This window comes from Rubritalea marina DSM 17716 (assembly GCF_000378105.1).
Lineage (GTDB): Bacteria > Verrucomicrobiota > Verrucomicrobiia > Verrucomicrobiales > Akkermansiaceae > Rubritalea > Rubritalea marina.
Genome location: NZ_KB899261.1, coordinates 1 through 23654, shown reverse-complemented (window position 1 = coordinate 23654; position 23654 = coordinate 1). Strand labels below are relative to the sequence as shown.

Annotated in this window: 18 protein-coding genes; 9 read left to right on the top strand and 9 right to left on the bottom strand. The window is 52.9% G+C overall.

The features are described from left to right. Positions 1-3: 3 nt before the first annotated feature. The 7 genes from F454_RS0111250 to polX all read right to left on the bottom strand — a co-directional run bounded on the left by F454_RS0111250 (position 4) and on the right by polX (position 9450). Positions 4-525 (bottom strand): adenine phosphoribosyltransferase, encoded by a 522-nt coding sequence (locus F454_RS0111250; protein ID WP_018970762.1) that lies wholly within the window; start codon positions 523-525, stop codon positions 4-6. 77 nt (positions 526-602) lie between these two features. Beyond that, a complete protein-coding gene (locus tag F454_RS0111245; RefSeq protein WP_018970761.1) occupies positions 603-1448 on the bottom strand; it encodes a helix-turn-helix transcriptional regulator in 846 nt (281 codons plus the stop codon). Positions 1449-1492: 44 nt separating this feature from the next. Next, on the bottom strand, positions 1493-4615 hold the full coding sequence (locus F454_RS0111240) for an efflux RND transporter permease subunit (RefSeq protein WP_018970760.1): 3123 nt from the start codon (positions 4613-4615) through the stop codon (positions 1493-1495). Beyond that, a complete protein-coding gene (locus tag F454_RS0111235; RefSeq protein ID WP_018970759.1) occupies positions 4612-5976 on the bottom strand; it encodes a replication-associated recombination protein A in 1365 nt (454 codons plus the stop codon). The genes F454_RS0111240 and F454_RS0111235 overlap by 4 nt, the downstream gene beginning before the upstream one ends. A gap of 85 nt (positions 5977-6061) precedes the next feature. Further along, on the bottom strand, positions 6062-6613 hold the full coding sequence (locus tag F454_RS0111230) for a hypothetical protein (RefSeq protein WP_018970758.1): 552 nt from the start codon (positions 6611-6613) through the stop codon (positions 6062-6064). 37 nt (positions 6614-6650) lie between these two features. Continuing rightward, positions 6651-7691 carry a flotillin-like protein FloA gene (gene floA, locus F454_RS0111225; protein WP_051083301.1) on the bottom strand — a complete coding sequence of 347 codons (1041 nt, stop codon included), beginning with the start codon at positions 7689-7691 and terminating at the stop codon, positions 6651-6653. A 31-nt stretch (positions 7692-7722) separates the two neighbouring features. Continuing rightward, positions 7723-9450, bottom strand: coding sequence for a DNA polymerase/3'-5' exonuclease PolX (gene polX, locus F454_RS0111220; protein WP_018970756.1), 1728 nt, complete (start codon positions 9448-9450; stop codon positions 7723-7725). A gap of 221 nt (positions 9451-9671) precedes the next feature. On the opposite strand from polX, the gene F454_RS0111215 reads away from it, so the two are divergent. After that, entirely contained in the window at positions 9672-11423 is a 1752-nt protein-coding gene (locus F454_RS0111215) for a NirA family protein (RefSeq protein WP_018970755.1), read from the top strand. A gap of 44 nt (positions 11424-11467) precedes the next feature. Beyond that, positions 11468-13198 (top strand): sulfite reductase subunit alpha, encoded by a 1731-nt coding sequence (locus F454_RS0111210; protein ID WP_018970754.1) that lies wholly within the window; start codon positions 11468-11470, stop codon positions 13196-13198. Positions 13199-13269: 71 nt separating this feature from the next. Here the strand turns inward: F454_RS0111210 and F454_RS0111205 are convergent, their stop codons facing one another. Next, positions 13270-14178, bottom strand: coding sequence for a hypothetical protein (locus F454_RS0111205; protein ID WP_018970753.1), 909 nt, complete (start codon positions 14176-14178; stop codon positions 13270-13272). 124 nt (positions 14179-14302) lie between these two features. On the opposite strand from F454_RS0111205, the gene F454_RS0111200 reads away from it, so the two are divergent. From F454_RS0111200 to F454_RS0111175, 6 genes are all read left to right on the top strand, one after another. Further along, positions 14303-14788, top strand: coding sequence for an Lrp/AsnC family transcriptional regulator (locus F454_RS0111200; RefSeq protein ID WP_018970752.1), 486 nt, complete (start codon positions 14303-14305; stop codon positions 14786-14788). A 7-nt stretch (positions 14789-14795) separates the two neighbouring features. Continuing rightward, the gene (locus F454_RS0111195; protein ID WP_018970751.1) at positions 14796-15965 is read left to right on the top strand and encodes an aminotransferase class I/II-fold pyridoxal phosphate-dependent enzyme; all 1170 of its coding nucleotides are present in this window, start codon (positions 14796-14798) and stop codon (positions 15963-15965) included. Position 15966: 1 nt separating this feature from the next. Continuing rightward, positions 15967-16728 carry a CAAX prenyl protease-related protein gene (locus F454_RS15885; protein ID WP_018970750.1) on the top strand — a complete coding sequence of 254 codons (762 nt, stop codon included), beginning with the start codon at positions 15967-15969 and terminating at the stop codon, positions 16726-16728. A gap of 36 nt (positions 16729-16764) precedes the next feature. Beyond that, positions 16765-18405, top strand: a complete 1641-nt coding sequence (gene nadE, locus F454_RS0111185) for an NAD(+) synthase (RefSeq protein ID WP_018970749.1) — start codon at positions 16765-16767, stop codon at positions 18403-18405. A gap of 194 nt (positions 18406-18599) precedes the next feature. Then, a complete protein-coding gene (locus F454_RS0111180) occupies positions 18600-20597 on the top strand; it encodes an ATP-dependent helicase (protein WP_018970748.1) in 1998 nt (665 codons plus the stop codon). 40 nt (positions 20598-20637) lie between these two features. Then, positions 20638-20991 carry an MmcQ/YjbR family DNA-binding protein gene (locus F454_RS0111175; protein WP_018970747.1) on the top strand — a complete coding sequence of 118 codons (354 nt, stop codon included), beginning with the start codon at positions 20638-20640 and terminating at the stop codon, positions 20989-20991. A gap of 62 nt (positions 20992-21053) precedes the next feature. Here F454_RS0111175 and aroC read toward each other — a convergent pair whose 3' ends face one another. Next, the gene (gene aroC / locus F454_RS0111170; RefSeq protein WP_018970746.1) at positions 21054-22154 is read right to left on the bottom strand and encodes a chorismate synthase; all 1101 of its coding nucleotides are present in this window, start codon (positions 22152-22154) and stop codon (positions 21054-21056) included. A gap of 398 nt (positions 22155-22552) precedes the next feature. Between aroC and F454_RS16410 the strand changes: the two genes are divergently transcribed. After that, on the top strand, positions 22553-23654 hold a 1102-nt coding region (locus F454_RS16410; protein WP_018970745.1), incomplete at its 3' end, for a transposase.

Below are 23654 nucleotides of genomic sequence, written 5' to 3'. Positions count from 1 at the left end.
TTATTAGGTGAATTGGGTGATTGAGTGTACGGGGGCGGAGTCTAGGTGGGCTCTGCCATTTAGTAAACTAAGTTCGATAAGAAATACGCTTGCTACATGACGTGCGCCAAGTCTTTCGATGAGTTTGATACTAGCAGATGCGGTGCCGCCAGTGGCGAGAAGGTCATCGACTATGAGCACGCGTTCATTGGGCTGAAGTGCGTCTTGGTGGATTTCGAGTGTGGCATCGCCATATTCGAGTGAATAGCTCTCAGAGATTGTGGAGGCTGGGAGTTTCCCTGCTTTGCGCACTGGAACGAATCCGATACCTAATGCGAGTGCGACGGGTGGGCCGAAGAGGAATCCACGTGCATCGAGCCCTACAATTTTATCAGCATCATAGCTGCGGGCGATGTCTACCATGGAGTCGACTGCTTGCTGGAAGAGTGCTGGGTTGGAGAGGATGGGGGTGATGTCTTTGAATTGAATCCCTGGGCTAGGGAAGTCGGGGACATTACGGATGGCTTGGGTGAGTGAATCAGGCATGTTAGGGTGCTAGGTCTGTAGGTGATGATAAGCCTGCGATGTGGATGATCAAATGTCGAGGCGAAGTCAGTAAAGACTTAGCGGCGGAACTTTGAGGGGGATTTGCCCATTCTGTCTTTGAAGGTGCGACTGAATGCCTGAATCGAAGAGAAGCCAGATTGGTGGGCGATATCGGAGATGCTCATGGACTTGTCTGCGAGCAATGCCAATGCGGTATGGATTTTGAAGTTGAGCATGTACTGACCGAGTGAGACGCCTGCGGCCTCACGGAAAATCGCGCGCATGCGTGAGGGCGAAAGCGAGAAAGCGTCTGCTATTTGGTGAATGGAGAGCTTCGTGTTTGGGGTGTCGGCTAGTATTCGGTTCACCGAGCCCACCACGTCATTGGTACTGAGGGTGCAGGGGCGAGCCTTGATCGAGGTTTCTTGTTTGAGGCGAATCACTGTGGTGAGGATGAGTGCCTGAAGTTCATCGATGGCGCAGGGTGCTTCGTGCTTGTTGAGAAAGATATCGAGCGCTCTGCTGAGGCTCTCAAGAGTGATATTACTCAGTGGGATGGCTCGGTTGTGGAGTGGCTCGATGAAGCTGGGAGTGGCAAGGTCAAAAGTGCAGACCAACCAATTCATATGCGCCTGATGCGGGTTGGTAAAGTGGTGGAATTGGTATGGGGGAATGACGATCGCGTGCTGTGGGTGGAGCTCAAGTTCGAGGTGGTCGAGGTGAACCACCCCGCTTGTTTCGAAGTTGAAAATGATCGAGACTTGCTGGTTCGGGCGCTTTGCAAGATTCTCTTGCTGGAGGGACTCTAGCTTGTCGTGGCGGGCGAACAGGATATTGTGCGGCGTCGCAAGCTCTGACGCCCCCAGACCTCGACTTGAGTCGCTGTTTTTGGGGATGTCTACACGCTGGATATCAAAAGCCATCTAGTCATTTTTGGTAAAAAGTGACCGATGTCGAGCGTTATTGGTTAGCCTTTATGGTCGGATCGGCGTGAGGGGGTCAAATCGACGCTGATGGCATAGGAGGCGGGGACGAGGTAGAGCGTGATCACGGTGGCGAAGAGGATGCCGAAGCCGAGTGATACGGCCATAGGGATCATGAACTGCGCCTCGATCGAGGTTTCAAACATGATGGGCATGAGACCGGCAAAGGTGGTGACGGAGGTGAGGAAGATGGGGCGGAACCTGCGAATGCCCGCTTGGGCAATAGCTTCACGAATGGGCATTCCTTGTTGGCGTTTGTTGTTGATGAAGTCGACGATCACTAGTGAGTCATTCACCACCACTCCAGCGAGGGCGAGCATGCCAAAGTAGCTGAGGAAGGAGATGTCTATACCGAGAATCACGTGGCCCCAGTAGGCTCCAATGACGCCAAAGGGCACGGCGATCATGACCAGGAATGGCTGGATGATCGACTTGAATGGGATAGCCAATAGCGAGTAGAGGGTGAATACTAGGATGATGGATAGAGCGATGAGTTTTTGGTTGCCTTCCTTGTACTCAGCCAACTCACCCTTATAACGCCAGGTGACGCTGGGATAGTCGAGGCAGAGTTGGTTGAGGGTCTCGGTGAGTTCTGGTTCGATTTTGATGGTCTTGAAGCCATCTTTTGGGTTGGCGCGCACCCAGGCGAGGCGGGCACCGTCGGCGCGTTCGATCCTTGGTGGTGAACTACCTTCATCGATGCTGGCGAAGTGGCTCATGTCGGCCAACTGGTTGCTTCCAGGAAGTGGTATTTTGAGTGTTTCTAGGGTGTGAGTGGAGCTGCGCATGTCTTTGGGAAGCTTGAGCATGACGCGTTGTTCGGCATCGCCGATCATGAATTTTTGGACCTGAGTACCGAAGAAGGCATTACGGATCTGGCGGGCGAGTGATTGTTCTGAGAGTCCGGCTTCACGGCCGTGTTCGTTGAGCTTGATGATCATTTCACGCTGGGTGCGATCGGAATTGTTCCAAGCGTTATCGATTGAGTCGTGTTGCATCAGCCAGTCTTTGAGTTCTCGGGTGACGGCAATTCTCTCTTCATCGTTGTTTGAGCGTAACTCTACGGAAACGGGATCAGCACTACGGCCTCGGGTGCTATTGCGCTGGGTACGAATGTAGAAAGAACGAGCCCCCTGGATTTCGCCGACGGCATCTTTCCAAGCGCTGGCAATTTCTTGGTTACTCGGGCCCGGTTCAGAGCGTTGGCTGGGTGGGGTGATCGAGACTAGGATGTAGCCTTCCGTGGGGTCGGCATTGGTGCGCCATGGTTTTCCGCCAGATGAGGTAAGGGTATCGAGAATGAGGGAGTTACCGCTTTCGGGGTCCACGAAATCTGGGCGAATAGAGTCTAGGGCTGCGACGATATCCATCACTTTTTGATCGGTGGTCTCGTAGCTTGTGCCATTGACCATGTCGAGCGAGGCGAAGATGTAGTAGCGATCGGTGGAGGGCGAGGCATTGAAGTTGTCCGACTTCACAAACCAACCAGCGGTAAGCATAAAGATGGCGATGAAGGAGGCGAGCGTCGAGTAGCGGTGGCGGATACAGAAATCGAGGCTTGGGCGGTAGAGCTTTTGCACCACATTTTCAAAGCCGTCGGCGATAGAGCGTTGGAGGCGTAGCAGCCAATTATTACCTTTGCGGTTGGTTTTGAGATACTTGAGGTGGGCTGGAAGGATGAGCTTAGATTCTACTAGGGAGAATAGCAGCACAGGGATGACGATGAGTGGGATTTGCTTTGCCATGGTGCCTAGGTAGCCATCGATAAACATCAAGGGGGTGAAGGCGGCGATGGTGGTGAGCATGCCAAAGGTCACGGGAGTGGATACTTCTTTAGTCCCTTTGACCACGGCATCGAGTGTGCTGCCGTCGGTGCTGCGGATGTTGGAGTAGATGTTCTCGGCTGTGACGATGGCGTCATCGACGACTATTCCAAGCACGAGGATGAAGGCGAAGATGCTCATGTTGTTGGCAGAGACGCCGAGGTATTGCATGCTGATAATGCCGCCTGCGAAGCTGATAGGGATTCCGATAACGACCCACAGAGCGATGGTGGGGCGCAAGAAGAGCCCGAGGAAGAGGAGCACGAGGACGGCGCCTTGGATGAGGTTTGACGAGAGGAGCTTGAGGCGGCTCTTGAGGCTGACGGAATCATCATCCCAAGTGGAGAGCTTGACTCCGGTGGGGAAGCGATCACTGGAGTCATTCACGTATTGGTGTACTGCGGAGGCGATTTTGAGCGAGTTTTCGCCATCCATGCGTAGGACTTCGATGGCGATGGCGTCTTCATTGTTGAAGCGCAGGACTTTTTGGTCATCGGCATTGGCAAAGTTGACATCGGCGAGGTCGCCGAGTTTGAGCTCTGAACCATTGGAGCGGGAGATGACGATGTCGCGGAATTGTTCAGGTTTGTAGGCTTGGGAGCTAGAACGAATCAGGATGCGTTCTCCATTGTTATTGATTGATCCAGCTGAGAGGTCGAGGGATGCCTCGCGGATGGCGCGCGAGAGGGTGTCCATGGTGAAGCCATAGGCATTGAGAACTTCGGGTTCGATCTCGATGACGATCTCTTTATTGAGCCGGCCTTTGATGACGACCTTTGAAATGCCATTGAGCGAGGTCAGGTCGTCGCGTACCTTGCGCGCGGCGGCGATGAGTTCGTCATTGGAGAGCTTGCCGTGAACGACTACGGTAATGACTTCGAACCAATAGGCGGTGGAGGGGATGTAGATTTTGGCATTTTCGGCTTCATCTGGGAAAGTTGAGATGGATTCGAGTTTCGACTCGATCTCAGCTTTGACTTCCTTGATGTCGACATCGTCACTGATATCGAGGTGCACGGAGCCGCTATTGCGATTGGCGTGTGATTCAACACGTTCGATTCCAGCAATGCCGACGAGGGCGCTTTCGATCGGGAGGATGACTTTTTGCTCCACGTCACGTGGGGTGCCACCACGGAGTGGCACGTTGATCACCACTTTGGGGAAGGATACGGCAGGCTCGACCTCAACCGGTAGCTTGAAATATGCAGTGTAGCCACCTAGCAGGAGGATGGCGGCCATAAGGATATTTGCGGCTATGTGGTTTTTGGCGAACCAATGGATCATGATGATGGCGTGTCGTTTTGATGAAGGCCTTGCCAGTAGGCTAGGCGTTCTTTAATGCGTTTCTCGAGACCGTTCTCAGTAGGCTGATAGTAGGTCCTTCCTTCTGGGAGGTACGCTTGTGGAATGTAATTCCCTTCAAAATTGTGCGAATAAAAATACTCAGTTGATTGGTCGGATGGGTGGCTACCCTCCAGAATCTTCTTGCGCGTAGGGGTGCGCAGGTGTGGTGGCACGGTCAAGGTGGTGCCATTTTTTATGTCGTCGGTGGCAGCTCCGAGGGCCGCGTAGGCTGAATTTGATTTTGGAGCAGTAGCTAGATAGACGGTGGCGTGTGCCAGGGGAATGCGGCCTTCGGGCATTCCTAGGGTTTCAAATGCTTGGTGAGCATCCATCGCGACACGTAGAGCATTGGAGTCGGCGAGGCCGATGTCCTCGCTTGCTGAGATCACCAAGCGGCGGCTGATGAAGCGCGGGTCCTCGCCGGCATAGAGCATCTTCGCCAGCCAGTAGAGGGCGGCATCTGGGTCTGAGCCGCGGATGGACTTGATGAATGCCGAGATGGTGTCGTAGTGGGCGTCACCTTTGGCGTCGTAGACGATGGCTTTTTGCTGGATCGATTCTTCGGCGGTCTTTAAATCGAGGGTGATGCCTTGGCTGCTGGAGGGCTTTGAGCTGAGCACAGCGAGTTCGAGGGCGCTTAGTGCTTTGCGGACGTCCCCGTCCGAGACTTTAGCTAGGTGCGATAGGGCGCCCTGTTCAAGCTCGATTTGATGTTTCCCAAAGCCACGTTCAGGGTCATGGATTGCGCGTTCTAGGGTGGCGACAATGTCTTCTTCGCTGACTGGTTCAAGCTGGAAGATCTGTGAGCGTGAGGTCAGTGGGGCATTGACGTAGTAATAGGGATTGTGGGTGGTAGCACCAATGAAGCGGATCGAGCCCTTTTCGATATGCGGCAAGAGAACGTCTTGTTGGGCTTTGTTGAAACGATGGATTTCGTCGATGAAGAGAATGGTTGATTTACCGCGGAGTTGCTTCCAGGTTCTGGCTTGGGCGATGCAATCGCGGATTTCCCCCACATTGCTATCGACACCATTGAGCATTTCAAATCGTGAATTGGTGGAATTGGCGATGACGCTAGCTATGGTGGTTTTGCCCGTTCCCGGGGGGCCATAGAATATGAGGGAGCTAAAGCGATCGGCCTCGATGGCCCGCCGCAGCAAGCTGCCTTCAGCAAGGATGTGTTGTTGTCCGGCAATCTCCCCGATCGATTGCGGGCGCATGCGAGATGCGAGTGGTTGGCCGTCGAGCTGTGGGTCAGAAGCGTTCGATTGTTCTGATTCTTCCGGAAACAAGGAATCCATAACAATGGTTCAACCAAAAGCACGTCGAAGTAGCAATAGGCGAGTGAGAAATGTTCTGTGTTATTTCTCTGGCGGTGTCGGGTCTCTAGCGCAGAGCCTTGGGTTTGTTGAGGATCTCCTGAAGGATGATGGCCTTTTTGAGTTCGCTTTTATTTTGCAGTGAGCGGATGAGGCTGGTGTTGCTCTGCGACTTTGATTTCTTTTGCGCTACTGAGATTGGCGCTGAGACCTCGAGCTTTTTAGGAAGGTTTTTGATATCCAACTGGTAGGCATCGATAGCGGGTGCGGCTTCCACAGGCACTTCAGGAGCGGTTTGCACCAAGGGTTCGACGACTGGATCCCCCCAGTCATTTACTTCAGCTTGCTGGGGGGAGTTGGTGCCAGATTGGCGTTGGACAATTGTTTCGCGGTAGGAATCGTAGAGCGACTCGAGCACGTCTTCATCACGTTCGGCTTTGGCTTGTCCGGTGCCAGTGATTTTTTGGAACAACCACTTGATAAAACTGAACAACACGACCAAGCCGAAAAGGATCAGCTGTGCTGGGAATTCAGATTCTGCGAGGATGTGGAAGTTCATCAAGTGGTGGCGGGACAGTGCGAAAAATGGGAGGTGGTAGTGGTAGGTGCTCTTGGGCAAGTTGGGCTACTTGCTAAGAACGACCTACCACGCGATGTTATTCTTCGTCCTTGGCGAGGTTGTCTCGCATTTTGGTGTCAGAATTGATGTTTTGGTACTTGGCGTATTCCATGATGCCGAGGTTGCCATTGCGGAATGCTTCGGCGATGGCCATTGGGATTTCGGCTTCGGCTTCTACGACCTTGGCTTTCATCTCCTGTGTTTTTGCGGACATTTCTTGCTCTGCAGCGACGGCGGCGGCACGGCGAACTTCCGCACGGGCTTGGGCGATTTGTTTATCGGCTTCTGCCTGTTCTGCTTGCAAGCGCGCACCGATGTTGTCTGAGACGTCGACGTCAGCAATGTCGATCGAGAGGATTTCGAAAGCGGTGGAGGAATCTACTCCTTTGGTGAGCACGAGGCGAGAGATGGAGTCTGGGTTCTCGAGGACTTCCTTATAGGACGCTGCGGAACCTACTGCGGTAACAATCCCTTCACCAACACGTGCGATGATCGTTTCTTCCGTGGCACCGCCGACGAAGCGTTCGAGATTGGTGCGTACGGTGACTCTGGCACGAGCATTGACAGCAATACCGTCTTTGGCCACGGCGGTGATTTTTGTTTGCCCAGTGGTGGGTGACGGGCAATCAATCACCTTGGGGTTGATGGAGGTGCGCACAGCTTCGAGTACGGTCTTGCCGGTATCTTTGGTGGCGAGGTCGATGGCGCAAGCGCGCTTGAAGTTGAGGTTGATGCCGGCTTTGTCTGCTGCGATGAGGGCGAGTACGACATTGGAGATGTCGCCACCTGCTAGGTAGTGTGCTTCCAGTTCGTCGGTGTCATAGCCTAAGCCTGCCTTGACTGCGGTCACTCGGCTGTCCACCACGAGTTCGAAGGGGACCTTACGCAACCACATTCCGATCAGTGAGCTAAACGCGACCGGTGCACGCGAAAGGAGGGCTCGGAGCCAAGTTTTGAAAAACTTCAGAATGATGTAGATGAAGACCAGAGACGCGAATATGGCAATGATCGCAATGATCACAGAAATGATGTCGGGTTCATCCCCTGCAAGGAGAGCTAGCTTGTTTGAAAGTATCATAGGATTGGTCATTTAGAGCTTCTACACCTTGTTAGGAAATCTTCAGGAATTCAAGAACTTCTGTCAGGGATTTGGTATTGATTACATCTTCCTTGCTGAGCCAGCCTTTGCGTGCGAGTCGCACCCCGAAGGCCATGAATTGGAGTTGTTCCACGCGATGAGCATCCGGGTTGATGGCGCAGCGCACGCCTTTGTCTTTGGCTTTGTGCCAGTGGCGCCAATCCATATCGAGTCGCATGGGGTTGCAGTTGAGCTCGATGATGGTGCCGGTCTCGGCGGCACAGTCGATGATTTTATCGACGTTGACCTGATAGGCGTCGCGCTTGAGTAGGAGTCGGCCTGTGAGGTGGCCGAGCATGGTGACCTGCGGGTTTTCCATCGCCCGGATGATGCGCTTGGTCATTTCCTTCTCGGGGAGTGTGAAGGCATTGTGGACGGAGGCGACGACGTAATCGAGCTGGCTCAGAATCGAGTCATCAAAGTCGAGGCTACCATCTTTGAGGATATCAACCTCTGATCCAGCCAACAACCTGAAGCTACCGTCCCATTGTCGGTTGAGTTGGCGGATTTCTTCGACCTGCTTGAGCAGGCGATCTGGGTAGAGTCCATTGGCTTGGAATGATGACTTCGAGTGGTCGGCGATGCCAAGGTACTCGAGCCCATGTTCGATGGCTGCGTCAGCCATTTCTTGGAGCGAGTTGCGGCCGTCTGATGCTGTGGTGTGGTTGTGGAAGGTGCCACGCAGGTTTTCCAGCTCGATCAAGCGTGGGAGCGTATTGTTCTCGGCAGCCTCAATTTCACCTCGGTTCTCGCGTAGCTCAGGTGGGATGAACGCGAGCTGCAAGGCGTCGTAGATGTCGGCCTCTTCGTGGACTGTTGGGACTTCGGCGGCGGCGTCTTTGGCGGTGAAACCATACTCGTTGAGCGAGAGGCCACGCTTGAGCGCGCGCTGCCGGATTGCGACATTGTGCTCTTTACTCCCCGAAAAGTACTGGAGAGCAAAGGGGAAGGCGCTATTACTGACGGCACGGAGATCGACTTGGAGTCCATTGTCGAGTCGTACGGAAGCTTTGGTTTCGCCGCAGACAATGACTTCGCTGACCTCATCCAGCTGGCTGAACCATTGGGTGAGTTCTGCCGGGCGTTTGGTAGCCACGAGGATATCGATATCATGCAAGATCTCTTTGGAGCGACGGTAGGAGCCCGCGTGGCAGGCGCGCAGGGTGGCTGGGTGACAACGGATGTAGTCGAGCATGGTTTCTGCCATGACGGCGACATCACCTAGGCGGAAGTGGGAGGCAAAGTTTTCACGGAATTCAATTGCTTTGAGTAATTTTTCCACTGTCTTGGCGCCAAATCCAGTGACGCTCGTGATGCTACCGTCTTCGCACGCCTGTTTCAGGTCGGCCACCGAGTGGATGTTGCATTTGGTGTAGAGCGTTTTGATTTTCTTGGGTCCCAGGCCTTGGATTTCGAATAGCTCGAAAAGTGAGGGGGGGAACTCGGCCTTGAGGTCATTATAGAAGCCTAGCTGGCTCGTGTTGACGAGTTCTGCGATTTTATCGGCGAGTGCTTTGCCGATGCCTGTGATGCTGCTAAGTGAGCTAGTTTTCACCAACTCGCGGAGATCGATCTCCTCGCTGCGTAGGACATCTGCCCCCTTGCGGTAGGCGCGGGTCTTGAAAATATTTTCCCCCTTGAGCTCAAGAAGAACGGCAATGTGTTCCAATATGTCGGCGATGTCTTCGCGGTCGTGCATGTGATGAGTGTGGCGATAGAAGAATCCGCTGTGAAGGGAATTTTCTGCGGAACTTGGTGAGGATTTATCGGTCAGGATTGATGATGAAATCTTGATGAATGCTGATGCGTGAATGGATGAATCAAATTAATAGGTAAAGGAATGGTATGTGCTTTGGGCATTGTGCCGCGTGGTTTTTCTAGGGTGGAGAGTCCAGGCTGGTGTACAGCATTAACATTATCATGGAGCAGACATTCAATACGGATCAGAAGGAATACTTGAAGGGGTTTTTCGAAGGTGTGCACCAGAGGCCAGGCGGCGTCCCATTTGTCGGGCAAAACGCGTGTGGCCAATTCACCAATGACCCGGCCGAGTCGGTAGAAGAAAGTGTCTACGGCACTCCAGTGGATGATCTTTGTAAGGAGGAGCTCATCAAGCATGAACGCAATGGGCTGGATGTTTGGGATGAGATGGTAGCCAATGGTGAGGCAGATCAATTTCCAGAAGCGGCAGACATGTTCCGCTACAAGTTTTATGGTTTCTTCCATGTGAAGCCGGTGCAAGATTCCTTTATGTTACGCTGCCGCATTCCTGGCTGTGTGCTACAGTCACATCAACTGGAAGGTCTGGCTGAGATCGCCGAGGAATGGGGGGGAGGCTACGCTGACGTGACCACTCGTGGCAATTTTCAAGTGCGCGAGATCATGCCGCGACAGGTAGTTCCTACATTCATGAAGCTAACGGAGATCGGCCTCACTTCCAAAGGAGCAGGTGCTGATAACTTACGTAACATCACGGCGAGTCCGACCAGTGGCTTTGACCCCTACGAGGTAATCGATGTCTTGCCATATGCTAAGGCGATGCATCATTTCATTCTCAATAACCGAGACCTCTATGGTCTGCCGCGTAAGTTTAATATTTCATTTGATAATGGTGGGCGTGTGTCCGTCTGTGCCGACACCAACGACATCGCCTTCTACGCGGTGCGTGTGGGAGAGGGGCACGGCGTTGCGCCCGGTGTGTATTTCCGTGTGCAGTTATGTGGCATCACGGGGCATAAGCAATTTGCGAGTGATTGCGGACTCTTGATCAAGCCCGACGAGGCTGTTCCACTCGCGGCTGCAATGATTCGTGTGTTTATTGAGCATGGTGATCGAACCAATCGTAAGAAAGCGCGCTTGAAGTACCTTGTCGATCAATGGGGGGTAGAGAAATTTCTAGATGAAACGCAGCAGAAGCTCGCATTTCCAATGGTGAAGTTGGAGCTCGAAAAGTGTGAAGCCCGCGACATCACGGACCAACATGGCCACATTGGAGTGCATCCACAATCCACCGAAGGTCTCAATTACATTGGGGTCGTGGTGCCGGTGGGCCGCATGTCGCCCAGCCAGATGAAGGCGATAGCGGCACTCGCTCGCGACAAGGGTCGAGGCGATATCCGCCTAACTGCTTGGCAGAATCTGATCATTCCACACATCAAGGATGAGGATGTGGAGGAGGTGAAGCACCGTATTCAAGAAATTGGCTTTCAGACATCCACCACAAAGATTTCCGGCGGGCTTATCGCCTGCACTGGGAATCAAGGGTGCAAGTACGCCGCTGCAAATACCAAAGGGAATGCAGTGGAGCTGGCGCAATTTTTAGATGAACGCATCGAGCTGGATCGCACGATCAACATTCATCTCACTGGCTGCCACCATTCCTGTGCCCAACATTACATCGGCGATATCGGAATGATCGGGGCGAAGGTGAAGATCGATGGTGAAAGCCATGAAGGCTATAGCATCGTGCTAGGTGGTGGTGTGGACGAGCGCCAGTCGATTGCCCATGAGGTATTCCCCGCAATGACTTTCCCAGAGATCCAAGAAACCTTATTATCTGTATTGAAGGTCTACCAGGCGAAGCGCGTGGAGAATGAGACGTTCTGGCAGTTCACCCGTCGCCACACCCTAGAGGAGCTCAAGGAATTGTTCTCTCTCAAGGTCGCTGCCTAAGAACTGAAGTATTATTTTTTTACCAAACTTATTGCACATACAATATGATTTCATCACCACAAATTCCAGAGTCAGCCCCATTTAGTTCAGCTCAGCGATCATGGTTGAACGGATTTCTTGCCGGAATGTATTCAGGCGACGGATCCACCAGTTCTGAGCCTGCGGCTCCGGCAGTGCCCGTGACGATAGCATTCGGCTCCCAGACTGGTACGGCTGAATCACTCAGTAAGAAGGCGGCCAAGTTGCTTGGAGGCGCAAACTTTGATGCTAAGGTCCTCGATATGTCCGAGCTCAGCCCAGCTGATCTTGGCGAGATTGAGAACCTCCTTATCATTACTAGTACCTACGGGGAAGGTGAGCCGCCAGACAACGCTGCTGAATTCCACGCCGCCTTGATGGCAGAAGATGCACCAAACTGCGAAGGGCTCAACTTCAGCGTGCTGGGACTGGGAGATTCTAGCTACCCGGACTTCTGCCAATGCAGCAAGGAGATTGACGCACGACTCGAGGCTCTCGGAGCCAGTCGTGTGTCCGACATGGTTGAGGTCGATGGTGATCCCGATGATCTCTTTCCAACGTGGGTCGAAGCGGCACAGGCCGCGCTCGGTTCAGCCGACGCGGCGCCAGTGGCATTGGATCTGGAGGTCGAAGAGGAATCAGGGTTCACGAAGAAGAATCCATACCCAGCGGGTCTCCTGAAGACCGTGAACCTGAATGGCGCGGGCTCAGTAAAGGCAACTCACCATGTGGAAATTTCCCTCGATGGATCTGGCATTGATTACGAAGTGGGTGATGCGCTCGGGGTCTTCCCTGAGAACCCAGCCGTGCTCGTGGATGAAATCCTCGAGGCTACCTTGATTGCTGCTGACGAGCCAGCGACCGTTGAAGATGGTTCCACGGTCACGGTTCGCGAAGCCTTACTCTATCACTACGATGTGAGCATCCTGCAGGAAGCCTTCCTCGTGGCATGTGGCCGCTTGAGCAAATCAGAAGAACTCAAAGAACTGCTCTCCAGCTCTGAGACAATCAAAGAATACTGTAGCGGTCGCACGATCGTTGATCCGATCCTTGATTTCGGGATTACCTTCCCGACCGCAGAATTTTTGGTCAGCACCTTGAAGCCGCTGAAGCCGCGTTTGTATTCGATTTCATCCAGCCCGAAGGCGCACCCTGGTGAGGTGCATTTGACGGTGGGTAAGGTCGAGTGGGAAAGCCACGGTCGCAAGCGTCTCGGCGTCTGTTCTAGCTACCTTGCTGAGCACGAGCTCGAGCGTCCAGTCAAGGTTTACATGCACAGCAATAGCGCCTTTAGACTCCCAGAAAATGACGCAGCGCCAGTGATCATGATAGGCCCAGGTACGGGGATCGCACCCTTCCGGGCTTACCTCGAAGAACGCGAAGCGCGTGGCGCTTCAGGCAAGAACTGGTTGTTCTTTGGTGACCAACATGAAGCTTGTGACTTCCTCTACCGCGAGCAGCTTGACGCGTGGCAGGAATCTGGCTTGTTGACGAAGCTAGACACTGCCTTCTCACGCGACCAAGAAGAGAAAATTTACGTTCAGAACCGGATCATTCAAAATGCAGCCGACTTTTTCCAATGGTTGGAAGAAGGGGCGAGTATCTACATCTGTGGTGACGCATCCCGCATGGCAAAAGATGTGGACTCAGCCATTCACAAGGTGATCGAGCTCGCCGGCGGCAAGAGCGAGGATGAAGCGATTGCCTATGTTTCTGAGCTGAAAAAGGCGAAACGTTATCTCCGTGACGTCTACTAATACCATTTCATGAGATAGCAAAGCCAATGGGCCACAGCTTCCGAGTTGTGGCCCATTGTTGATTCGGGGCGCTATTTGGCGGGAGTGGTGCTCGCGTCGTGTATCCACTCGTTACGCAGCCCCTGATGGATCACGTGTTCATAGATCTTATTGGTCTTGGCATTGAAGACTATGTGGTTGCCAAAGGCGGGGTTGCCCAACCAGGAGATAAAGTAAATGCCATCGGCAACCTTGGTGGCGTAGCTTCTATGGCTTTGCTCGGAGCCTGCGTTGTCGCTGACGATGGTGTTTCCTCCCAAGACCTTTAGATTTCGGTTGCCTTCGACACTCTCGTAGCAGATTGGGCGCTTAGCGAGTTCCTCGCGTGCGATGAGCTCAGCTTGTGTTACTGGGCGAGGGGTGGTGAACATGGGCGGGAGATTCTGTTTCTTAGTGTTTTTGGTGAGTTTTAGGATCATGCGCAGCATCGAGATTGGTTCGCCTTCGGGGAAGGGGCCATTGGCTGATGGACCGCATTGCACGTTGCCGTGGATCATTTCGAAGTCCGGCGCTTCTGAGTCGTCATTGCTCTGACCTGAGCGCAGGTGGGCGTAGACGGTGTTATCCTTGAAGTTGACTACCACATTGTCTCCTCCGTGGTCACCGAAGACCCAGGAGAGGAAGTAGATGCCGTCGTCTACTTTGGAAATCTGAGGCTCAACTGAGGCGACGATGCCATCAAAGTATCCGCCCTTGCCGCGCCATTTGATTTGGTTGTCGTAGATGGCGAGCTGGAAGCTGCCGAAGTCGATATAGCTGTACTCGATAAATTTCCCTTCGAGCTCGCGGTAGCCTGAGCCTGAGCGGTTCTCCGCTGCCACACTTTGGATGATGCGCTCTCGATTCCAGGATTCTTCGCTGCGACTATAGAGGATGACTGCTAGGGCGGCGCAGAAAATGAGGGCGAGAGCGATAATACGTAATGGCTTGTGATTCTTCATGGGGCTGTGGATCTAGGATTGAAGACAAACAGAATCTAGCACGGATCTGAATTTTGCAGAAAATAGATTTTTTTAGGATGCGAGGTTGGCAAAGACTGGGTGATTGGTTACACCAAAAAGCATCATGGCAATTGACCCACTATTAGAGCTACTCGCTCAGAATGCCCGATTCTCCCATCAGGAGCTCGCCGAGCTATTGAAGAAGGACGAGCAGGAAGTTGCTAATCAGATGGCTGATTGGCAAAAAGATGGTACCATCCTTGGTTATCACACGGTGATTAACCGTGAACAGGCGGGTGACGATCGAGTGGCAGCGTTCATTGAGGTGAAGCTAACCCCAGAGCGAGGAGGAGGCTTTGATCGCTTGGCCATGCGCATTGCACGTTTTGACCAAGTGTCATCGTGCTTCTTGGCGAGTGGTGGCTATGATCTAATGGTGGTGGTGAAGGGGCCAAGTTTGATGGAGGTGGCGCGCTTTGTTAGCGAGAAGCTGAGTACGATCGATGGGGTGCTCTCCACCGCGACTCATTTTCGACTCAAGACCTACAAAGAGAATGGATTTATTTTTGAGCAAGATGAGCCAGAGGGCCGCCTTGTTGTTTCACCATAAATAGGCAATGGATTATTCAACAGTTATTGCCGATCAGGTGGCTGCAATCCCTCGATCTGGGATTCGCGATTTTTTTGAATTGGTACAAGGGCGCGATGATGTGATCTCGCTCGGCGTGGGCGAGCCAGACTTCCGCACGCCGTGGAATATTCGTGAAGCCGCGATTTATTCACTCGAACGTGGCCAAACCAGCTACACCTCGAACCTAGGATTACTTCAGCTGCGCAAGTTGATTGCCGAGTATGTTGAGGGGTTTTTCAATGTGTCCTACGCGGCAGAGCGCGAGGTCTTGGTGACTGTGGGCGTGAGTGAGGCGATTGACCTTGCGCTGCGCGCCATGTTGAACCCTGGGGATGAGGTGATCTATCACGAGCCATGCTACGTTTCCTACAGTCCGAGCATTGCGATGGCCTACGGTAAGGCGGTCTCTGTTTCGACGCATAAGGACGACGGCTTTAGCCTTAAAGCGTCAGAGCTGGAGAAGGTGATCACACCGAAATCGCGCGTGTTGATGCTCAACTTCCCGACGAACCCGACCGGAGCTACGATCGAGCGCGAGGATCTTGAGGAGATTGCCGAGCTTTGTCAGAAGCATGACCTCATGGTGATCACTGATGAGATCTACAGCGAGTTGCGCTACGACGACCCTGAGCACCTTTCCATAGCCAGTCTTCCTGGAATGAAGGAGCGTACGGTATTGCTGCATGGGTTTTCCAAGGCATTTGCGATGACGGGCTTCCGTTTGGGCTACGCCTGTGCGCCTCAACCATTGATTGAGGCGATGATGAAGATTCACCAGTACTCGATGCTTTGCGCCCCAATCACCAGCCAGGCTGCGGGGATTGAGGCGCTACAAAATGGTGCTGAGGCGGTGGCTGAGATGAAGCAAAGCTACCACCAACGTCGCGACTACATGGTGAAGCGTCTGAATGCGATGGGGCTTCCGTGTCACACCCCTGGTGGCGCGTTTTATGTATTCCCAGAGGTCGGGCACCTTGGGCTGACTAGTAAGGAATTTGCTATGCAATTGCTGGAAGCTACTTCGGTAGCAGCTGTCCCCGGAGATGCTTTTGGTGCATGTGGTGAAGGTTTTTTGCGTTGTTGTTATGCAACCTCGATGGCGGAAATTGTGACTGCGATGGACCGCATGGAGCAATTTGTAGAGACCCTCAAATAAGATGACTCTGAGCGAGATTCGCAGCAACAAGACTCTAGCCTATGTGGTGCCGTTGGCGGCATTCATGGTTCTAGGATTGCTGATGGATGTCGTGAATGGAGCGGGGCTCGAGTGGGCACACCCTCAAGCTCCGTGGTGGCGTGAGTGGCCTGCACAGTGGATGTACCCGCTACAGACGCTAGCTGTAGGCGCCTTGATCATTTGGTTCTGGCGTAATTACGCATTCCGTCCACTGCAAGGCTGGGGCCTTGGGGTGCTATTGGGCATCGTTGGGATTGCACTGTGGATTCTACCATCGTGGTTACATGGACAGCTGGAGCTAGCGGATGGTGGATGGTGGGAAAAGCTTGGCGTGGTGAATCGCGACGATGGCTTCGATCCAGGTGTGTTGAAAGAAGAGTTTGGTGCCGTGGGCTATTGGAGTTCGACGGTGTTCCGCTTCTTGCGAGCAGCAGTCGTGGTGGCGTTTGTGGAGGAGCTTTTCTGGCGTGGTTTTTTGATGCGTTTTGTGTTGGATCCAGATGGTGACTATTGGAAACAACCCTTCGGTAAGGCGCATTGGAAGAGCTATTTGGCAACCACGGTGCTCTTTATGCTGATCCACCAACCACAAGATTATTTAGGTGCCTTGGTATTTGGGTCGCTGATGTATTGGTTGGCGATCCGTACAAAAAGCCTCGCGGCTTGCGTGGTGATGCATGCCGTGGCAAATTTGCTCATGGGCATTTATGCGCTAGCGTTCCAGCAATATGGATTGTGGTAGGGCGTAATGAAAAATTGATAGAACGATAAAGGCAGAATGAAGATTGGTATAGCACAGATGAATTCTATTGTTGGCGATTTCCCCCGTAACGCGAAGGGAATCTTGCAGGCTTACCGGGCTTGCATCAACGCTGGCGCGGATATTGTGCTGACGCCTGAGCTTTCGTTAGTAGGGTACCCTCCAAGAGATTTGGTGACCAAGAAGACCTTCGTGCGCCAGTGCCATCAGGCGCTGGATTACCTCGCTGATGAGATTGGGGAAATCCCGTTGATCGTAGGGTATGTGGATTACCACGACTTCGAGGCCCCTGGCCGCCCACTGCGCAACGCAGCAGCATTTTTACACAATGGGGGAATCAAGCATAAGGCATTCAAGACCTTGCTACCTAGCTATGACATCTTTGATGAGAGCCGCTACTTTGAGCCATCAGCGAAGTGTGAAGCATTCGAATATGGCGGTAAGCGCATTGGCCTGACAATTGGAGAAGATATTTGGATGGATGATTTTATCCGCCGGCCCTCCTATGATCGCGATCCGATCGCCGAGCTAAAGCAGGATGGGGTGGATGTGATCTTTAACATCTCTGCATCACCCTTTTTCAAGGGAGTGCCGAAGAACCGTTCTAGCCTAATGGAAGTGGTAGCCTGTGGTGCTAATGCGCCGGTAGTGTGCTGCAATGCTGTAGGGATGAATGAGCAATTTGTCTTTGATGGTAATTCACTCGTGCTGGATGCTGAAGGCAAAGAAATCGCGAATTTACCGGGCTTTAAAGCTTGTTACAAGGTGATCGATATTGATGCCAAAGGGAGCAATGAACCCATGGCGCGGAGTGCCGATGTGGAGGATATTTCACGAGCCTTGGTCATGGGAATCAAGGACTACACGCGGAAGGCTGGATTTGAGAAGGTGGTGGTTTCGATGAATGGTTCTATCGAATCTTCGCTCACTGCGAGTCTTGCTGTGGACGCCCTGGGAAAGAATAAGGTGATCGGCATCACCTACAGCGAGGGCTTTGAAATGAATGATCAGGAAAATGCTGGGTACCAGGTCGCCAAACGCTTGGGCATTGAGCACAAAGTCGTGCCGATCCATCAGGTGAAGGACTCCGCCTTGCTGGCTAGCAAGGAACTGATGGAAGAGATCGAGCATCCATTGGTGGATGAAGGTATGTCTGCTCGAATCCGCGCCATGTTGATGATGGCCTATGCGCGCAACAATAAGTATCTCATCCTCTCCACTGCGAATAAGACCGATCTAAGTGTCGGCCATTTCTATGTTGGAGGCGAGGATACTCAAGGCTTAGCCGTGCTCAGTGATGTGCCGAAGGTGATCGTGCACAAGCTAGCAAGACACATGGCCGCTAAGCAGGATGTGCTGGACCTGACGGCGATCGAGCAGGAAGAGAAACACTCGAAACGCCTGCACCGATATGGGAAGGAACTTGCCCCACCTTATGTGATCTTGGATTTGATTTTGAACCTTTACATGTTCTACCAACTTCCAGCAGAAGTGATTATTGAGAATCATGGCTACGACGAGAGCACGGTGCGCTGGGTGCAGCGCAAGGTGGATCTTAACGAATGGAAGCGTCACCATTGCGCCCCTGGCATTCGCGTCACTTCTCGCGCCTTTGGAATCTCGCGTCGCATGCCTCTCGTGCAGAGTTTTATTGGGTAGCGCTAGGGTGTCATTGTTGGCGGTGAAAATGGATCGCTTCGGCGGGGGGTGAATGTGGCTCTTATGAGATTCCCCGTCAGGGAATGCACCTTTACGAAGCTAAACCTAGGCTGCGCTCTGCGAAACGATAAAATTCATCTGTGTTGGGCACTCCTGATTTGACACGCTAGTGCTCCTTGGGCTTCTCTGCAGGCATGTCAGGTGCATTCTCATTTTCCAGCTTAAACGATGGCCAGCGCGATGCAGTCAATGCCATCGACGGACCGGTGTTGATACTTGCTGGTGCTGGTACTGGGAAGACCCGGACGGTGACCTGCAGGATCGCCCACATGCTCGAGCAGGGGGTGAAGCCTGAGAATATTCTGGCAGTCACGTTTACCAATAAGTCGGCGGTGGAGATGCGCGAGCGTGTCTGCGGGATGGTTTCGAAGAAAGCAGGTGAAGCGATGACCGTCTGTACCTTTCACTCGCTGTGCGTGAGGATTTTGCGTGAGGGAATTGAGAAGCTAGGTTACAAAAAGAATTTTTCGATTTATTCGGGCCAGGACCAGATCGGAATGATCAAGCAATTGATCGTGCGTAAAGGTGGGGCAGATCTCAACCTGGATGCGAATCAGGTGATCTCGCTGATCTCCAATAATAAAAACTCCGGGATTCCAGCTGAATACCAAGCTGACGAATTGATTGGCGATATTGCCAAAGCATACAATAACGAACTGAGGACGCAGAATGCGGTAGATTTTGATGACCTTCTTCTTCTCGCTGAGAAGTTGCTGCGTGAGCATGAGGACGTGCGCGAACAAATTCGCAAAAAGTACACGCACGTGACAGTGGATGAGTTTCAGGACACCAATGGGCTGCAGATGAAGTTACTACAGCAGCTGGTGGGTGCACCCTACAATGTTTGTGTGGTGGGGGATGATGATCAAAGTATCTATGGTTGGCGTGGTGCGGATGTGACCAATATCTTGCAGTTTGAGAAGTTCTTTCCCGACCCGAAAGTGATTTTACTTGAGGTGAACTACCGCAGTTCGGCAGCAGTGTTGAACACGGCGAATTCCTTGATTAAGCACAACTATGGCAGGCGCGAGAAGCAACTGCGTCCCTTCAAGGATGGTGGCCAGCCATTGCGCTTGATCACCATGCCGGGTGACGAGGAGGAGGCTAGCTTCATTGCCGAGGAAATCCACGAACGCAATGCTGTGGAGAAAAAACCCTGGGAGGACTTTGCGATTCTGTTCCGCACCAATGGCCAGAGCCGACACCTCGAATCCGCCATGCGAGAAATGAAGATCCCATACCGCATGGTGGGAGCGCAGAGCTTTTTTGACCGCAAAGAAGTACGTGACTGCATCGCCTATCTCCAAGTCATTGCCAACCCCGAATCGGATGTCCCCTTGCTGCGGATTCTCAACGCGCCACCACGGGGGATTGGCCAGGGGTCTACCTTGTTGATCACCGATGCAAGCCGTGAGCGCGAGTGCAGTGTCTGGGAGGCGATGGGCGTTGAAGAAGTACGTGAAACCTTGAGTAAAAAGGTGCGCAACAGTGTCGATTCCTTTGTGGAAACGATTCTGAGTTTTCGTGAGCGCTTTTTGTCAGGCAATGAATGCATGGGTGAGGTGTTTCGCGAGTTTATCCGCGCAGTGGAGTATGAAGAGTGGATGCACCGCCAGTGTAAGTCTGAGAGTGAAAAACAACAGCGTTCAGAAGGGATTCATGACCTGCAGATGGACCTGGCTCATGCGAGCAAAGGCAACAAAAAATTACAGAAGTTTCTCGATCATATGATGCTGCAGTCCGACCGTGATGAGGATATTGAGAAGCAAAAGGGAGTCTGTATGATCACGCTACACGCTTCCAAAGGCTTGGAATTCCCGGTCGTGTATCTTGTTGGCTTGGAAAATGGGATCTTGCCACACAAGCGAAGTTTGGAGGAGGGGACGATCGATGAAGAACGTCGTTTGCTGTATGTGGGTATCACCCGTGCACAGGATGAATTCACTATGTCCTACTGTGCTTGGCGGGTCAAATATGGGGATCGAGTCAGCTGTGAACCCTCCGCGTTTCTAAAAGAGCTATCTTACGATGATATCATCGAGGAAGACTATGATGACATCATGGGGGCTGAGGCTACCGAGGAAGAAACGAGTAGCTTCTTTGATAGTCTCAAGAGTATCTTGGAAGATTGATCTGGCGGATCTGTAGGCTCTGATTAAGCTTGCTACCATCATGCATGCCGACGAACTCAGGGAGTATTTGATCGCCAAACCTCATAGTGAGGAATGCAGCCCTTTCGGTGATGAGGTCTTGGTCTACAAGCTCGGAGGCAAGATATTTGCGATTCTTGGCTTTGATGGGGGCGAGATGCGCTGCAATTTAAAGTGTGATCCAGATCGAGCGCTCGAGCTTCGAGACACTCATGCATTCATCATTCCTGGATACCATATGAATAAACGGCATTGGAATACCTTGCTCATGGGACCTGGGGTCGATGCCGCGATCATTGCCGAATTGGTCGATCATTCGTACGAACTCATCCATGCATCACTGACGCGCAAGCAACGCGCGGCGCTCGATGGGTAAAAAAAAAGCATGTGACCCGGTGATGAGGTGCATGCTAGAAAAAGTGTCCTTGGGATTGTTAGTTACACCTGTGGGCCAATGCTTCCCACCTGTGCGCGTTGGCGTAGGATGTGGTCGACCAAAGTAAGGTAGGCCATGGCCTCCACCATGGGGACGGCACGCGGGAGCACGCAAGCGTCATGGCGGCCACGCCCCTTGAGCTCAGTCTCTTTGAGATTAGAATCCACTGTTGGCTGTTCGGTCATGATCGTGGCGGTTGGCTTGAAGGCCACGCGGAAAATGATGTTCTCACCATTGCTGATGCCGCCCTGGATGCCGCCGGAGTTGTTGGTCTTGGTGCGCACCTTGCCGTCTTCCATGTAGAAGTGGTCGTTGTGCTCAACACCGGTGAGTTGGGTGCCATCGAAGCCTGAGCCGATCTCGAAGCCTTTGGTGGCCGGAATCGACATCATCGCCTTCGCGAGCTCAGCCTCTAGCTTGTCAAATACAGGGGCGCCGAGACCAGCTGGGCAATTGCGGACCACACACTCGACCACGCCGCCTATTGAATTTCCTTGGCCACGCACTTCTTTGATGAGTTCGATCATTGGTTCCACCATGGCTGGGTCACCAGTACGCACGATGTTGGATTCCACATCGTCAAATTGCACGGTGTTCGGGTCGACCTTTGCCTCGAGGTGCTTGATCGACTTGACGTAGGCGATGACTTCGATGTCCGGACAAATCGAGTGGATGACTTTTTTTGCCACAGCAGCTGCAGCGACGCGGCCGATGGTCTCACGTGCGGATGCGCGACCACCACCGTGCCATGCACGGATGCCGTACTTGGCATCGTAGGTGTAGTCGGCATGAGATGGGCGGTACTTGTCCTTCATCTCGTTGTAGGATGATGGACGTTGATCCTTGTTGCGCACGAGGATGCCGATCGGGGATCCGAGAGTCTTGCCTTCAAAGACACCAGAAAGAATCTCACAAACATCGCCTTCCTTACGTGGTGTCACGATGTCGGACTGACCCGGACGGCGGCGATCGAGCTCTTTCTGGATCTCTTCCTGAGTGATCTCAAGCATTGGTGGGCACCCATCGATGTTGACGCCGACGCCGACGCCATGTGATTCACCCCATGTAGAAATTTTAAAGATTTGGCCAAGTGTGCTGGACATGCGGCCTTGTAAATGGGAATTCCCAGAACTTCAATGGTTTTTCCCGTGTTTGTGCTACGACACTGATGGCACCGATCGGGGGGGGCACTCCGACCTTTTTTGTATGTGATGCAGATCATCGAGTGAGTCATCTATGTATTCAGGAAATGCCGCTCCGTCTGGAGGGAAGGAGGACGCTAGCGCTAGAAGCTCCAGCCATATCCCAAGTCAAAGGAAACCGAAGGTTCCTTCTCGGAAAGGTTCCACTCCCATGAAGCGCTGAGAGAAGGCGACTCGATCACAGCGAAGCGGCTCTCAGGAATCGTGAGTCCGATTACCTAATTTTATACCTAATTTTAGACAGGCTAAATACAGAGGATCGTTGATGCCACAGGGCCTCCCGTGTTACAATCTGCTCTATGTCCTCCCCTAGAACCCTAGCGCCTTGGGTCGGTAAAGAACTCAGGCCCGCCATCTACCACTGTGTCTCGCGTGTCGTCGACCGACAATTCCTCTTCGGTGATCGCGAAAAATCGAAGTTCGTTGAGATCATGCGCCTCTATGAAGAATTCTGCGGCGTCCGCGTCCTCAGCTTCTGCATCATGAGCAACCACTTCCACATTCTCGTGGAAGTTCCACCACGACCACCAGAAGAACTCAGTGATGCCGAACTGGTGCAGCGCGTGCGCTTAGTCACCCCCAAGCAACAAGCCGATGTCATTGAGAATACTCTGCAGGTTCTCAGCTCGGATCGAGCGACCGAAAAGGGCCGCATCGCCCACAAGGAGCTGCGTGAGCGCTTCCTTTCACGCATGTGGGACTTGAGCAAATTCATGAAGCCGCTCAAGCAACGTTTCAGCCGATGGTACAATAGCCGCAATGCCCGCAAAGGCACGCTCTGGGAAGAACGCTTCGATAGCACACTGGTGGAAGGAACCACCTGCGCTATCACCATGGCAGGTTACATCGAGCTTAATCCGATTAGAGCGAATATGGTCAAGCGCCCCGAAGACTACCATTGGTGTAGCTATGCCGAGGCGGTAGCAGGATGCGAGAAATCAAGGCTCGGAATCGCCCGCCTTATTGAGTACTGCGAAGCCCAATCAAGCGCGCAGCCGGTTCTCGAATCAATCCAAGTGAACGACAAGTACGCGTGGCGCAGCATTGCCAATCGCTTCCGCATGTTCCTCTACGAAGAAGGGCGCGATCTCTACCAAGAGGAATCATCCAGTGGCCCTGTGGGTAAGCAAAAGCGTTGCGGTTTCAGCGATGCAGAGATCGCCGCTGTTCTGAACAATGGCGGGGAATTAACCCTGCGCGAAAGCCTTACCCAGCGGGTTCGCTTTTTCAGCAAAGCCGCGGTGATCGGCAGTCAGAGTTTTGTGGAGGACGTGATCGAGCAACTTCAAGAAAACCACTACTGGCCAGCAGCCAAAGAAGGAAAGAAGGCGAGGCAGCACAAGCCCCAGAACACCAACTTTAGTATCAACAACGAGCCGCTCAACACCCTTCGATCGAGGC

Excerpts from the sequence above, each read along its gene's own strand:
- F454_RS0111195 (WP_018970751.1), top strand. The coding sequence starts at position 14,796 with ATGGATTATTCAACAGTTATTGCCGATCAGGTGGCTGCAATCCCTCGA.
- aroC (WP_018970746.1), bottom strand. The coding sequence starts at position 22,154 with ATGTCCAGCACACTTGGCCAAATCTTTAAAATTTCTACATGGGGTGAA.
- F454_RS0111175 (WP_018970747.1), top strand. The coding sequence starts at position 20,638 with ATGCATGCCGACGAACTCAGGGAGTATTTGATCGCCAAACCTCATAGT.
- F454_RS0111180 (WP_018970748.1), top strand. The coding sequence starts at position 18,600 with ATGTCAGGTGCATTCTCATTTTCCAGCTTAAACGATGGCCAGCGCGAT.
- F454_RS0111250 (WP_018970762.1), bottom strand. The coding sequence starts at position 525 with ATGCCTGATTCACTCACCCAAGCCATCCGTAATGTCCCCGACTTCCCT.
- F454_RS0111205 (WP_018970753.1), bottom strand. The coding sequence starts at position 14,178 with ATGAAGAATCACAAGCCATTACGTATTATCGCTCTCGCCCTCATTTTC.
- polX (WP_018970756.1), bottom strand. The coding sequence starts at position 9,450 with ATGCACGACCGCGAAGACATCGCCGACATATTGGAACACATTGCCGTT.
- F454_RS0111240 (WP_018970760.1), bottom strand. The coding sequence starts at position 4,615 with ATGATCCATTGGTTCGCCAAAAACCACATAGCCGCAAATATCCTTATG.
- F454_RS15885 (WP_018970750.1), top strand. The coding sequence starts at position 15,967 with ATGACTCTGAGCGAGATTCGCAGCAACAAGACTCTAGCCTATGTGGTG.
- F454_RS0111235 (WP_018970759.1), bottom strand. The coding sequence starts at position 5,976 with ATGGATTCCTTGTTTCCGGAAGAATCAGAACAATCGAACGCTTCTGAC.
- nadE (WP_018970749.1), top strand. The coding sequence starts at position 16,765 with ATGAAGATTGGTATAGCACAGATGAATTCTATTGTTGGCGATTTCCCC.
- F454_RS0111245 (WP_018970761.1), bottom strand. The coding sequence starts at position 1,448 with ATGGCTTTTGATATCCAGCGTGTAGACATCCCCAAAAACAGCGACTCA.
- F454_RS0111215 (WP_018970755.1), top strand. The coding sequence starts at position 9,672 with ATGGAGCAGACATTCAATACGGATCAGAAGGAATACTTGAAGGGGTTT.
- F454_RS0111200 (WP_018970752.1), top strand. The coding sequence starts at position 14,303 with ATGGCAATTGACCCACTATTAGAGCTACTCGCTCAGAATGCCCGATTC.
- floA (WP_051083301.1), bottom strand. The coding sequence starts at position 7,691 with ATGATACTTTCAAACAAGCTAGCTCTCCTTGCAGGGGATGAACCCGAC.
- F454_RS0111210 (WP_018970754.1), top strand. The coding sequence starts at position 11,468 with ATGATTTCATCACCACAAATTCCAGAGTCAGCCCCATTTAGTTCAGCT.